The organism is Devosia epidermidihirudinis (assembly GCF_000971295.1).
Classification (GTDB): Bacteria; Pseudomonadota; Alphaproteobacteria; order Rhizobiales; family Devosiaceae; genus Devosia; species Devosia epidermidihirudinis.
Window position 1 is genome coordinate 118820 of the sequence record NZ_LANJ01000047.1, and the last position, 12454, is coordinate 131273.

Annotated in this window: 12 protein-coding genes; 5 read left to right on the forward strand and 7 right to left on the reverse strand. The window is 61.4% G+C overall.

Going from position 1 to position 12454, the window contains the following annotated elements:
- Positions 1–37 precede the first annotated feature (37 nt).
- Both mtaB and dapF read right to left on the reverse strand, forming a co-directional pair.
- Positions 38–1303, reverse strand: coding sequence for a tRNA (N(6)-L-threonylcarbamoyladenosine(37)-C(2))-methylthiotransferase MtaB (gene mtaB, locus WH87_RS18290; protein ID WP_046139604.1), 1266 nt, complete (start codon positions 1301–1303; stop codon positions 38–40).
- The gene (gene dapF, locus WH87_RS18295) at positions 1303–2154 is read right to left on the reverse strand and encodes a diaminopimelate epimerase (RefSeq protein WP_082092793.1); all 852 of its coding nucleotides are present in this window, start codon (positions 2152–2154) and stop codon (positions 1303–1305) included. Before dapF ends, mtaB begins: the two co-directional genes overlap by 1 nt.
- Positions 2155–2369: 215 nt before the next feature.
- On the opposite strand from dapF, the gene WH87_RS18300 reads away from it, so the two are divergent.
- Positions 2370–3548 (forward strand): GNAT family N-acetyltransferase, encoded by a 1179-nt coding sequence (locus WH87_RS18300; RefSeq protein WP_082092794.1) that lies wholly within the window; start codon positions 2370–2372, stop codon positions 3546–3548.
- Positions 3545–4498 carry a cupin-like domain-containing protein gene (locus WH87_RS18305; protein ID WP_046139601.1) on the forward strand — a complete coding sequence of 318 codons (954 nt, stop codon included), beginning with the start codon at positions 3545–3547 and terminating at the stop codon, positions 4496–4498. Before WH87_RS18300 ends, WH87_RS18305 begins: the two co-directional genes overlap by 4 nt.
- Before the next feature lie 69 nt (positions 4499–4567).
- On the opposite strand, the gene WH87_RS18310 is transcribed toward WH87_RS18305, so the two are convergent.
- Positions 4568–5770 carry a GNAT family N-acetyltransferase gene (locus WH87_RS18310; protein ID WP_046139600.1) on the reverse strand — a complete coding sequence of 401 codons (1203 nt, stop codon included), beginning with the start codon at positions 5768–5770 and terminating at the stop codon, positions 4568–4570.
- Between the two features lie 327 nt (positions 5771–6097).
- On the opposite strand from WH87_RS18310, the gene ffh reads away from it, so the two are divergent.
- Both ffh and rpsP read left to right on the forward strand, forming a co-directional pair.
- Positions 6098–7678, forward strand: coding sequence for a signal recognition particle protein (gene ffh, locus WH87_RS18315; RefSeq protein WP_046139599.1), 1581 nt, complete (start codon positions 6098–6100; stop codon positions 7676–7678).
- Positions 7679–7708: 30 nt separating this feature from the next.
- Positions 7709–8104, forward strand: a complete 396-nt coding sequence (rpsP, locus tag WH87_RS18320) for a 30S ribosomal protein S16 (RefSeq protein ID WP_046139598.1) — start codon at positions 7709–7711, stop codon at positions 8102–8104.
- 215 nt (positions 8105–8319) lie between these two features.
- Here rpsP and leuB read toward each other — a convergent pair whose 3' ends face one another.
- Positions 8320–9420, reverse strand: a complete 1101-nt coding sequence (gene leuB, locus WH87_RS18325; RefSeq protein WP_046139597.1) for a 3-isopropylmalate dehydrogenase — start codon at positions 9418–9420, stop codon at positions 8320–8322.
- 146 nt (positions 9421–9566) lie between these two features.
- On the reverse strand, positions 9567–10832 hold the full coding sequence (locus WH87_RS18330; RefSeq protein ID WP_046139596.1) for a Glu/Leu/Phe/Val family dehydrogenase: 1266 nt from the start codon (positions 10830–10832) through the stop codon (positions 9567–9569).
- 184 nt (positions 10833–11016) lie between these two features.
- Between WH87_RS18330 and WH87_RS18335 the strand changes: the two genes are divergently transcribed.
- Positions 11017–11400 (forward strand): hypothetical protein, encoded by a 384-nt coding sequence (locus WH87_RS18335; protein WP_052726499.1) that lies wholly within the window; start codon positions 11017–11019, stop codon positions 11398–11400.
- Here the strand turns inward: WH87_RS18335 and WH87_RS18340 are convergent, their stop codons facing one another.
- Positions 11401–12042 carry a CPBP family glutamic-type intramembrane protease gene (locus tag WH87_RS18340; protein ID WP_046139594.1) on the reverse strand — a complete coding sequence of 214 codons (642 nt, stop codon included), beginning with the start codon at positions 12040–12042 and terminating at the stop codon, positions 11401–11403.
- Between the two features lie 17 nt (positions 12043–12059).
- Positions 12060–12449 carry a RidA family protein gene (locus WH87_RS18345; RefSeq protein WP_046139867.1) on the reverse strand — a complete coding sequence of 130 codons (390 nt, stop codon included), beginning with the start codon at positions 12447–12449 and terminating at the stop codon, positions 12060–12062.
- Between the last annotated feature and the right edge of the window lie 5 nt (positions 12450–12454).

The window sequence follows — 12454 nt, forward strand, 5'->3', positions numbered from 1 at the left end:
CTCTTATTGTAGGACGCGGTGGGGGTCCAACGCCAGATCACGCCGCTGCGCGCAGCGGTTCGCCAACGAGCCCATCGGCAGATATCTTGGTCACCTTAACGCTGAGCAATTCGCCGGGCTCCGTGCCCGCCACCGCAATCGGCACGAACTGCTCGGTGCGGCCCAGACCATCGCGCTCGATCAGCACGTTCTCGATCTGGCCCAGCCGTGTGGCGCAAAGCTTGGCAAATTGCTTGTCGCCCTCGGCCCGGAGGATGGCAGCACGATCGCGTGCAACGCGCTTGTTGACCTGCGGCATGCGCGCGGCCGGTGTGCCTTCACGCGGCGAATAGGGAAAAACGTGCAGATAGGTGAGATCGGCCTCCGCGACGATGGCGCGGGTATTCTCGAACATCGCATCATCTTCAGTGGGGAAACCGGCAATGATATCGGCGCCAAACACCATTCCTGGGCGGAGGCTGCGCAGCTTTCCGACAATCGCCAGCGCATCATCGCGGCTGTGGCGCCGCTTCATGCGCTTAAGGATCATGTCATCGCCCGACTGGAGCGACAGATGCAGGTGCGGCATCAGGCGGCGCTCGCTGGCAATGGCGTCATAGAGCGCCTCATCGGCCTCGATGGAATCGATCGATGAAATGCGCAGCCGCGGTAGATCCGGCACGTGGCGCAGGATCGATTGCGTCAGCTTGCCCAAGGTCGGGGTGCCCGGCAGATCGGGGCCGTAGGAGGTGATATCCACCCCGGTCAGCACCACTTCGCTATAGCCATTGGCCACGAGCTTTTTGATTTGGTCGACCACCAGCCCCATCGGCACCGAGCGCGAGGGACCACGACCAAACGGGATGATGCAGAAGGTGCAGCGATGATCGCAGCCATTCTGCACCTGAACGAAAGCCCGCGCCCGACCATCCATGCCCTCGATCAGATGACCGGCGGTTTCCCGCACGCTCATGATGTCGTTGACCTGTACCTTGTCGTTAAGCGGGGAGCCGAACACCATCGGGGTGTAGCTCTCGGCCTTCATCTTGTCGTTGTTGCCAATCACCAGATCGACTTCGGGCATATCACCAAAACTGCGCGCCTCGGTCTGCGCCGCACAACCCGTCACGATGATCCGCGCCGCCGGATTGTCACGCCGCGCCTTGCGCACGGCCTGCTTGGCCTGACGGACGGCCTCAGCCGTTACCGCGCAGGTATTGACGATGATGGCATTGTCGAGCCCGGCCTTTTCGGCCTCGGACTTCATCACCTCGGCTTCATAGGCGTTGAGGCGGCAACCAAATGTCAGCGTTTCGACCGCCATCAGGCCGCAACCTCATCGCGCGTCCATACGCCCGTGGCGGGATCAAGCGTGCCTGTCCATTCGAGCTCGGCAGGCCCCGTCAGCACGACATGGTCATCCTCGCGCCATTCGATTAAAAGGTCGCCACCGGGCAGGGTCACGGTCACCTTGCGATCGGTGCGACGCGTGCGCGCGCCATTGACCACAGCAGCGCAGGCCGCTGTGCCACAGGCCTCCGTCAGGCCCGCACCGCGCTCCCACGTGCGCAGGATCATCTTGTCGCGACCGATCACTTGGGCAATCGAGATATTGGCGCGCTCGGGGAAAATCGGATGGTTCTCAAGCATGGGCCCGAACCGGTCGAGCGCATAGCTCCACACATCCTGATTGACCCAGAATGTGGCATGCGGATTGCCCATCGAGGCAACGGATGGCGAATGCAGAACTGGCGCGTCAATCGGCCCGATCTGCAGCTCGATCTGGCGCGTATCCATGAACTCTTCGGCCAGCGGGATATCGTACCAGGCCAGCTTTGGCGTGCCCATATCCACGGTGACCATGCCGTCTTCAAGCTCTTCGCCAAACAGAATTCCGGCGACGGTCTCGAAGGTGAACGCCTGGCGCCCCTGCTCGGCTGTCAGAAACTGCACCACGCAGCGCATGCCATTGCCGCAGGCCTGCGCCCGCGTGCCGTCCGAATTGATGATCTCGATGTAATTGGCCGTGCCCGGCGTGCGCGGATCATGGATGGCCATGATCTGGTCGAATTTGGTCCCCGGCGTGTCATTGATCGCAATGGCTGCGGCAGGCGTGACGCGATCGGCGCGGCCGCGCATGTCGGCCACGATGATCTGGTTGCCCAGCCCGTTCATCTTGAGAAACGGTACGCCGCTCACGCTGTGCCTCATCTGAGGTTGAAAGGAATGGTCACTATATGGCCGATGCATTGCAAAATTGCCAGTGGCGCACGCCGATCAGCCGAATTGGATTGCAACGGTTTTATGGCGTTTTAACCAGCAGGGCAGGCATTTACCCCTTAGCCGATCATTCCCGTTATGGTTCGCCGCAAAGATAGGGTGGATTGCGCATGAATGGGACAGCGATGGACAGTGTAGGCGAATTGCCGACCCTGGCCCCGGCGTCGCCCGGCGTTCCGACCATGGTGCCGCTGCGACAGGTATCACGCCCCGCCTGGGATGATCTGGCCGCCAGCACCCTTGAACCCAATGCGTTTTTCGCCGCCAGTTACACTCTGCCCGCCTTTGGGCGTTGCGATCGTGGGGCTCAACCCAAGGCCCTGTTGGCCCATGCCGGATCGTCCCGCCAGCTGGTGGGCCTGTTGCCCGTCGTCTCCGCCTGGAAGGCGCTGCGCCTACCCTTGCCAGCCCTGGTGGCACACCAGCCCTATAGCCCGCTGACCGTGCCACTGCTATCGCGCGACCATGCCGAAACCGCCGCAGGCGCCTTGATCGATGCTGCCGCTGCGGGCGGCATGCGCGTGCTGTCCCTGCCCGCCATGGTGCTCGACGGCCCCGCTTTTGCCGCCATCAGCGCCGCCATGACCAGGCGCGGTATTGCGCCCACCATCCACAATCGTCATCTGCGCGCCGCACTCGACGCAACGCAGGATGCCGAGACCTATCTGCGTGCTGGCTTTGGAGCCAAGCGCCTCAAGGATTTGCGCCGCCTGCGCCACCGCCTCGATGAAGAGGGCCAGGTCGGCTTCACCTTTGCCAAGGATCAGGCAGCGGTCGCGGCTGCGCTCGAACGCTTCCTTGTTCTTGAAGCCAAGGGCTGGAAGGGCGCTGGCGGCACCGGGCTGGGTCAAAGCGAGGGCGACACGGCTTTTGTGCGCGAGGCCGCAGCCCAGAACTGCTTTGAAATCGCAGAGTTGACGCTCGATGATCGTTTGCTGGCCTCGGGCATTGTCATGCGCCAGGGTGACCGCGCGTTCTTTTTCAAAATTGCCTATGACGAGACCATGTCGCGCTTTTCGCCGGGTGTACAACTCACGGTGGAACTGACGCGCCTGTTTGCCGCCGACCCGACACTTGCGCTGGTCGATTCTACCGCCGATGCCGGCCACCCGATGATCGACCACGTGTGGCGCGAGCGTCTGGCCGTCGGGGATCTGCTGATCCCCACCAAACCCAATGATCCCATCGCCACAGCCATCATCGCCGTGATGGCAGCACGACGCGCCCTGCGCAGCCGCCTCAAGGCACTGGTGCACCGCGTCAAGACAGCCAAGGAGAACCGGACATGACGACCCATATGTTGACCGCCGACGATGCTGCCTTCAAGGCCCTGTTCCCGCTCAAGCCCTTCCGCATTCGGCACAATCTGGCCGGTGATCCGCGCCTGACGCTGCCCGCCATTCTCGAGCTGGTCAAAGCGCTGCCGCGTGACCGCATCGAATACAACTCGGGCAAGGCGGCCGTCAGCCAAGACCCGGACAGCACGCCTCTGGTCGACCTCGATCCGGAAGACGTGATCACCCAGATCGAAACCGCAGGCGCCTGGATGGTGCTGAAAAAGGTCGAGCATCACCCGACCTACAAGGCACTGCTCGAAGAGGCCTTGCTCTCGGTCGCGGCCGCGCAGGGTTTTGAAAGCGTCAAAGCCGCCAAGTTCACCGACATTCAGGGCTTCATGTTCGTCTCATCGCCGAACTCGACCACGCCCTTCCATCTCGACAGCGAAGACAACTTCTTCGTGCAGATCCATGGCGACAAGCAATTCGCCATCTACGACAACACCGACCGCTCGATCGCCAGCGAAGACCAGATCGAGCATGCGATCACCAAGCATCGCAACCTCAAGTTCGACGATGCCTTTGCACCGCGCGGCACGGTCAACGAGCTGCGCCCCGGTGAAGGTGTGTTTGTGCCTTATATCTGGCCGCACTGGGTCAAGACCAAGGATGCCTATTCCATCTCGCTGGCCATCACCTGGAAAACGCCGGAAGTGAAGCGCCGTAACGATCTCTACGTTGCCAATTCCATGCTGCGCGACCGTGGTTTCCCGCAAAAGGCACCCGGCGTCAGCCCCGGCTTCGACAAGGTCAAGATTGCAGCCGTGCAGACCCTGACCCTACTGGCAGCACCGCTGCGCAAGAGCGAAGGCCTGCGCAAGGTCATCCGCTCCATCGTGCTCGGCAAGAATGCGAACTACTATTATCGCGACAAGGCCAAGCCAAAACAGGTCGGCATGTAGGCTGTCTTGCGGCGGACATAAAAGGGCGGCTCGGGAAACCGGGCCGCCTTTTCATTTTGAGAAGATCGATCAGCGCTTGCGCAGCTTGAACACGCTGCGGCGCAGCCACTTGGCTGCATTCCAGAGGGATGGCGTCTGCTTGATCAACCGTTTCACCGCTGCCCGCTGGCGCAAAAGCGTTGACGCAAAGCGCCCCCTGCCCGTCAGCGCGATCACACTGTGATAGACGGGCTGAGGCTCGGTCCAATCGACCTTGTACTCAAAATCGCCCAGCCCCATGTCGAAGCTTGTAATGCCGACATGGATCAACTCATCCATCAGGTCGGCAACCAGAATGCCCATCAGACTGTAGCGCCCAGCGGGTCCCGAACTGGTTGAGTTGATGTATTGCGAATAGTGGTCGCCCGCCATGGTGCCCCAGCAGGTGGCGACAATTTCGTCTCCCGCAAACAAAGCATGGGCCGTCAACGTTGGACGCGCGACCTCGAAATTGTCTGCCGCCACGTCACGGAAGAACTGCATATAGGGCGGCTCGGCAAAAATGTTGGCGACACCCATGGCGTCAAACCGCGCACCGCGCTGCGCCAGAAACTCGGCATGCACGCGCTCCAGCATGGCCGGATCAGTGACCCTGGCCAGCCGCACTGGTCCCAGCATTTCTTCAAGCCGCCGCCGACCGCGATTGATATTGGCCCGGCGCTTAGCACTGAGACGATAATCCACATAAGGCGCAGGCGTCGCAGCAAGGCTGGTTGTGTAGAGATTGGACGCAGCCGGTGAGTGCGGCAGCGCCAGAACCGGATTGCTATGGCCCTGCCAGCTCTCTGGCTGATTCATCAACACCATAAGATCTATGCCGCCGACCGCACTGGCGATCTGTCGGAAAATGATCTGTAATTCGCTCGGCGAAGGTATGAAATCGGGGAGCGCCAGGAGCCAATCGCTATTGGACTGATGCGCCCCAATGAATCGGGCAAAGGCCGCGCCAAACTTACGCCGGATAATCAGCGGCAAGAGCCCGACCGGCACACCGGCACGGCGGATCACCGCGATCACCAGCTCCCCTTCGGGCTCGGCGTTGGCGGCCAGCATGCCACTGATCCAGTCAAAACGCTGGTAGGGCGTGAGAACAGCACGGGCCTCAAGGCCGCGCCACACGCATTCTGCATCCGCCATGCTCGAGTGCACCTGCACGTCGAGGCGCAGCTCGGCGCACGTGCTGCGCGCGCGTGGGAGCAAAGGTTCGGCCTGTAGAGCGGTGATCTCGGTCATCGTCAGGTCGGTTTCACATGGCAGATGAATGCTTGGCGCGCAGTGTACCGTCCAAATGCCCTGTCCGCCTCAGTTGAGCGAAAGGATGGTTACTGGAAAGGGATAAACACAGGATCTCTGGCCTTTCCTTGACTCCAACGCCCCTTTCCCCTACAGCAACCCCATTCATCAGGCCTTGCTCCTGACCAGCCGACCGGGACCCTTAGTGGTATAAACCGATCCCGGAGGCCACCATCCGCCAGCGCGTTGCGCCCGCGGGTGTGCTTGGCGTTTGGACTGATGGATCCTATGTCTCGCGGTACAATCCGCAGAGAAGGACCAAAAAGTATGTTCGAGAGCCTTTCAGACCGGCTTGGCAAAATCTTCGAAGGCCTGCGTGGCCGTGGTGCCCTCAACGCCACGGACGTCGACAACGCCATGCGCGAAATCCGCCGCGCGTTGATCGAGGCCGACGTTTCTCTCGAAGTCGTTCGGGCTTTTGTCGAGCAGGTCAAGGAGCGCGCTGTTGGCGCCGAAGTCACCCGTTCGGTGACGCCGGGGCAGCAGGTCGTCAAGATCGTCCATGACGAGCTGGTTGCCGTTCTCGGCGATACGGCCTCGCCTATCGATCTTAATGCCAGGGCCCCCGTTACCCTCCTGATGGTGGGTCTGCAGGGCTCGGGCAAGACCACCACCACTGCCAAAATCGCCAAGCGCCTCAGCGAAAAGAACAAGAAAAAGGTTCTGCTCGCCTCGCTCGATACCCGCCGCCCCGCTGCCATGGAGCAGCTGCGCGTATTGGGTGAGCAGGTTGGCGTTGACACGCTGCCGATCGTTTCGACGGAAACGCCAGTCGAGATCGCCCGCCGCGCCGAGCGCGAAGGCCGCCTCGGCGGCTATGACGTGCTGATCCTCGATACGGCAGGTCGCACCCATATCGACGAAGAATTGATGGCCGAAACGGTCGCCATCAAGGATATCGCCAATCCGCATGAAATCCTGCTCGTCGTCGACGCACTGACGGGTCAGGACGCGATCAATGTCGCCCGCTCGTTCGACGGTCGCCTTGATATCACCGGCATCGTGCTGACCCGTGTTGACGGCGACGGCCGTGGTGGCGCGGCGCTGTCGATGCGCGCGGCAACTGGCAAGCCGATCAAGCTGATTGGTGTCGGCGAAAAGATGGATGCACTGGAGGATTTCCATCCTTCGCGCATCGCCGACCGTATTCTGGGCATGGGCGACATTGTTTCGTTGGTCGAAAAGGCCGCCGAGCACGTCTCTGCCGAAGACGCTCAAAAGATGGCCAAGAAGCTCAAAAAGGGCTCCTTTGACCTCGACGATCTGCGCAATCAACTGCTGCAGATGAAGAAGATGGGTGGCATGGGCGGGCTGATGTCCATGATGCCCGGTGTCGGCCAGATGAAGAAGGCCATGGCCAATTCCAACATCGATGAGAAGATGTTCGATCGTCAGATCGCCATCATCAATTCGATGACCAAGAAGGAACGGGCCGAGCCCGAACTGCTCAATGCCAGCCGCCGCAAGCGTATTGCTGCCGGTGCGGGCGTGGAAGTCAGCGAGATCAACAAGCTGGCCAAGCAGCACCGCCAGATGGCCGACATGATGAAAAAGGTCGGCAAGGGTGGCATGGGCGCGCTTGGCGGCATGTTCGGCGGCAAGATGGGTCAGATGATGGGCGGCATGCCCGACATCTCCAAGATGGACCCGGCCCAGCTCGAACAGATGGCCCGCCAGGCCGGCATTGATCCTGCCGCGCTCAAGGGTCTGCCCGCTGCCCAGCCCCAGCTTGCCGAAAAGCTGCCGACAGATGTCGGCGCCTTGTTCAAATCCGCTGGATCGGGTCTGCCCGGTCTGGGCGGTGCTCCGCGTTTCCCCGGCCTTCCCGGCCTGGGCAAGAAGAAATAGTCGTTTCAACCTAAACTCAAGGATACCAATATGGCCCTCAAGCTCCGTCTCGCCCGTGGTGGCACCAAGAAGCGCCCATTCTACCACATCGTCGTTGCTGACGCTCGTTCGCCACGCGATGGCCGCTTCATCGAAAAGCTCGGCACCTTCAACCCACTGCTGGCCAAGGACAATGAAGGCCGCGTCGTGCTGAACACCGAACGCGCCAAGCACTGGCTCGAGGTCGGCGCCCAGCCAACCGACCGCGTCCTGCGTTTCCTGGACACCGCTGGCCTGACCAAGCGCGAAGCCCGCAACAACCCAGAAAAGGGCAAGCCAGGCGAAAAGGCCACCCAGCGCGCTGAAGACAAGGCCGCCAAGGTCGCCGCTGCTGAAGAAGCCAAGAACGCCCCAGCTCCAGCCGCTGAAGAAGCTGCTGCCGAGTAAGGTCTGGGCGCAAGCTCATAAGAAAAGCCCCGGTGCGCAAGCACCGGGGCTTTTTGTTTGGGCAAGGAGCGGTCTGGCCCCAGGCGTATGGGATCCGATCCTATCGTCATTGCCGGGCTTGTCCCGGCAATCCAGTGCCGGGGAACGCCGTAGACAATGGACCACCGGGACAAGCCCGGTGGTGACGTCGATGGAGATTCTGAGGCTGGGGACGATTAAGCCTTCAACTTCGCCAAAATCGCCGCGCCCATTTCCTGGGTGCCGACAGTCTTGCGGTTTTCCTGGGCGATGTCAGCGGAACGCAGGCCATCGGCCAGCACGCCGGCAATCGCGCCTTCGACGCGGTCGGCCAGCTCGGTCATGCCGAACGAGTAGCGCAACGCCATGGCGTAGGACGCGATCATGGCGATCGGGTTGGCAATGCCCTGACCGGCAATGTCTGGGGCCGAGCCGTGTACCGGCTCGTACATGGCCTTGCGCTTGCCGGTGACCGGATCGGGCGCACCAAGCGCTGCCGATGGCAGCATGCCGAGCGAACCGGTCAGCATGGCCGCAACGTCCGAGAGGATGTCGCCGAACAGGTTATCGGTGACGATGACGTCAAACTGCTTTGGATTGCGCACCAGCTGCATGGCGCAGTTGTCGGCGAGGATGTGATTGAAGCTCACGTCAGCATAGTCTTTGGCAACGCCACGGACCACTTCGTCCCACAACACGCCCGACTTCATGACGTTTTTCTTGTCGGCCGAATGCAGCTTCTTGCCGCGCGTCAGCGCGAGGTCAAAGGCGACGCGGGCGATGCGGTCGATTTCATAGGTGTCGTAAAGCTGCGTATCGATGCCACGCTTCTGGCCATCGCCAAGGTCGATGATTTCCTTGGGCTCGCCGAAATAGACGCCGCCAGTCAGCTCGCGCACGATCAGGATATCGAGGCCTTCGACCAGCTCACGCTTGAGCGCGGAGGCATCGGCCAGGGCTGGGTAGCAGATGGCGGGGCGCAGGTTCGCAAACAGGCCCAGATCCTTGCGCAGACGCAAGAGCGCCGCTTCTGGGCGCTTGTCATAGGGAACATTGTCCCACTTGGGGCCGCCAACAGCACCAAAGATCACGGCATCGGCCTTGAGAGCCTTTGCCATATCGTCTTCGGAGATGGCTTCGCCATGCGCGTCATAGGCGCAGCCGCCGGCAAGACCGCTATCGGTCGAGAAATCGGTGAGGCCTTCAGCATTGGACCAGTCGATGATCTTGACCACTTCGGCCATGATCTCGGTGCCAATCCCGTCGCCGGGAAGAAGGAAAAGGGAATTGGTGGCCATGATTGGTCCTTGCCGTACTGGTGGTTACGCCTGATGCGCACATAGAGGTATTTTGCGCCTCCGCGCAAGTCCATCGCGGCTCCCGCCGTCCGCCCAAACAAAAAGGCCGGGCATTGCCCGGCCTTTTCAAGGTGTTCGGCTAAGGATTAGCCGACGAAGTATGGCTGCGTGCCGTGCGCTTCAATGGCGGTCGACAGGCGACCAAGCGCGTGGATATAGGCCGCCGAACGGACCGAAACCTTGCGCTCCTGGGCGATGTCCCAGACGGCGCGGCCTTCGCGTTCCATCATCTTCTTGAGGCGGGCATGGATCTCTTCGAGGTCCCAATAGAAACCCTGACGGTTCTGCACCCACTCGAAGTAGGAGACGGTCACGCCGCCAGCGTTCGCCAGAATATCGGGCAGCACGACAACGCCCTTTTCGGTGAGGATCTTGTCGGCTTCTGCGGTGACCGGGCCATTGGCCAGCTCAACCACAACCTTGGCCTTGATCGACGCCGCGTTCTTGACGGTGATCATTTCCTCGAGGGCAGCTGGGACCAGTACGTCGGCTTCGACAGCGATCAGATCGTCTGCCGAGATCACGGTGGCGCCGAGTTCTGCAGCGAGATCAGCCACGCGCTTGCCAGAGTTCTTGCCAGCGATCAGCTTTGTGACGTCGAGGCCATCAGCCTTGTAGATCGCGCCAGCCGAATCCGACACCGCGACAACGGTGTTGCCGTCTGCAGCGGCCAGCTCAGCGAAATACTGACCGGCATTGCCAAAGCCCTGGATCGCAACAGTGCGCGAACCCGACAGGCCCAGCTCGGCCGCCAGATGCTGCACGAGGTAGAAACCACCGCGCGCAGTTGCGTCATTGCGGCCGAGCGAACCGCCCAGAGCAATTGGCTTGCCGGTGATGACAGCCGGGGTCACCGAGCCGGTGATCTGGTTGTACTCATCGGCCATCCAGCCCATGATCATGGCATTGGTGTAAACGTCTGGGGCGGGAATATCGCGATCGGGGCCAACAGTGCGGGCAAAAGCCTGCATATAGGCGCGCGACAGGCGCTCAAGCTCGCTCTTGGAGAGCGTGCGGGGATCGACGCGCACCGCGCCCTTGCCGCCACCATAAGGCAGGTTCATCACCGCGCACTTGAAGGTCATCCAGAACGCGAGCGTTTCAACTTCCTCGATGGTGCTGTCGGGGTGGAAACGGATGCCGCCCTTGGTTGGGCCACGGGTATCGTCATAGCGGCAGCGCCAGGCCAGGAACGACTTGCGCGAGCCATCATCCATACGGATCAGCAGGCTCGTCTTGGTTGTCTCTCGCGGGTATTTGAGCTTTTCGATGACATCCTGGTCGATCTGGAGGTGGCTGGCGGCCTCTTCAAGACGAATGAGCGCCCGGTCTAGCAGGTTGTCGTCGGTCATAGCGGGATCCTTTTTGCGCAAGATTTATGCGCAGTGCACAAGATTATGGCGTATATCTGCCACGCTGTTTCTGATAGGTCAATAAGGCTGACACATGATGCCCCCAAACGGTCAAACATGCCGCTTGACGCTCTGGGCATGAGGCGAGCAAATAGCGGCGGCCCCGCCTAGCCTCGAGATCAACGTGCTCCCTTCCGCCACACTCCCCGATATTCTGATCAATTCAGACGACTATAATCGCGTGTCGCTGCTGGCCGAGCGCGCCAGCGGCCAAATGCCCTATGTGTCGGCCTATCTGGAGCGCGAGCTCAACCGGGCCGAAGTCTGCGATCCGTGGCAACCGGCCGGCGTGTCGATGGGCCAGCGCGTCATGTTCAGACTCGATGATGAGCCGATGCAGCGCCTTGGCCGGCTGATCTATCCCAATCGCGCCTTTGGTGAAAAAGGCAGCGTGCCAATCCTGGGGCCCGTCGGTGCCGCACTGATTGGCATGCATCGTAATTCCAGCATTGAGTGGCTCGATGGCGGCCGTCTCCGCACACTGACCGTGCTGGATTACGGCTGGTAGTCAGGCCCAGCCGTTCTGCTCGAACAGCACCCAGAACGTCAGAATATTGGTCAGCACATGGGCAAGGCTCACCCAGAACACCGAGCCCGTGCGCCAGGCAATGGCACTCCACAACAACCCCAACGCCGCCGCACCACCGACAAGCGCCAACCCACCGCCATCAAACACCACGCCATCCGCGAGCAACAAGGGCGCGTGCCAGGCGGTAAACAGCACCCACCCGAGCCAGAACCCTAGCCTCGGCCGATCAGCAAATCGCGCCATGAACCCGCCACGCCAGGCAGTTTCCTCAAGCGGGGCATTGATCACGGAAACCAGCGCCGCCAGCATGGCGCCATGCGTCGTCAACAGCGCCGTATTGGGCACGAAAGCCACCACAACCACAGCGCAGACCTGCAGCAGAAGAATGGCGGGCACCCACCAATTGCGCCAGGCCAAACGCTCGGAAAACAACAGTGGACCGCGAAGGCGCCAGACATGCAGTGCGATTGCCGGCACACAAAAGCCGAGCCAATAGAGCACGAGGACAGAGAGAAAACCGGCCTGCGGCCCCAGACTTTCGGTCAGCACAGGCACGAGCACGACCATCGCCCCGATTAGGACGATGGCATGCAGGACAAGAGCGGATTGGGCGCGATTCATCAAACGCGCCGGGGCAATCAGTTCTGCGCCGCGCCGATGCGGGCGGTGACTTCGATCTCGATTTTCATGCCGGCCTCGATCATCTGCACGATCAGCATGGATGCGGCGGGACGGATGTCCTTGAACACCGGGCCGACGGCGGCAACCACCGCGTTCACATCATCACGGTCGCCGACATAGTAGACCACGCGGACGGTGTCCTGGATCGAAGAACCGGCTTCCTTGAGTGCCTTGTCGATAGTCGCCAGGGCATTGGCCGCCTGCTGGCCGACATCGTCGGGCATGGTCATGGTGGCATAGTCATAGCCGGTGGTCCCGGACACATAGACTGTGTCTTCATGCCGGACAGCGCGGGAATAACCAAAGGTAGCTTCGAACGGCGAACCGGTAGACACGCGCTGGACCATTGCCA

Excerpts from the sequence above, each read along its gene's own strand:
- mtaB (WP_046139604.1), bottom strand. The coding sequence starts at position 1,303 with ATGGCGGTCGAAACGCTGACATTTGGTTGCCGCCTCAACGCCTATGAA.
- dapF (WP_082092793.1), bottom strand. The coding sequence starts at position 2,154 with ATGAACGGGCTGGGCAACCAGATCATCGTGGCCGACATGCGCGGCCGC.
- WH87_RS18300 (WP_082092794.1), top strand. The coding sequence starts at position 2,370 with ATGAATGGGACAGCGATGGACAGTGTAGGCGAATTGCCGACCCTGGCC.
- WH87_RS18305 (WP_046139601.1), top strand. The coding sequence starts at position 3,545 with ATGACGACCCATATGTTGACCGCCGACGATGCTGCCTTCAAGGCCCTG.
- WH87_RS18310 (WP_046139600.1), bottom strand. The coding sequence starts at position 5,770 with ATGACCGAGATCACCGCTCTACAGGCCGAACCTTTGCTCCCACGCGCG.
- ffh (WP_046139599.1), top strand. The coding sequence starts at position 6,098 with ATGTTCGAGAGCCTTTCAGACCGGCTTGGCAAAATCTTCGAAGGCCTG.
- rpsP (WP_046139598.1), top strand. The coding sequence starts at position 7,709 with ATGGCCCTCAAGCTCCGTCTCGCCCGTGGTGGCACCAAGAAGCGCCCA.
- leuB (WP_046139597.1), bottom strand. The coding sequence starts at position 9,420 with ATGGCCACCAATTCCCTTTTCCTTCTTCCCGGCGACGGGATTGGCACC.
- WH87_RS18330 (WP_046139596.1), bottom strand. The coding sequence starts at position 10,832 with ATGACCGACGACAACCTGCTAGACCGGGCGCTCATTCGTCTTGAAGAG.
- WH87_RS18340 (WP_046139594.1), bottom strand. The coding sequence starts at position 12,042 with ATGAATCGCGCCCAATCCGCTCTTGTCCTGCATGCCATCGTCCTAATC.
- WH87_RS18345 (WP_046139867.1), bottom strand. The coding sequence starts at position 12,449 with ATGGTCCAGCGCGTGTCTACCGGTTCGCCGTTCGAAGCTACCTTTGGT.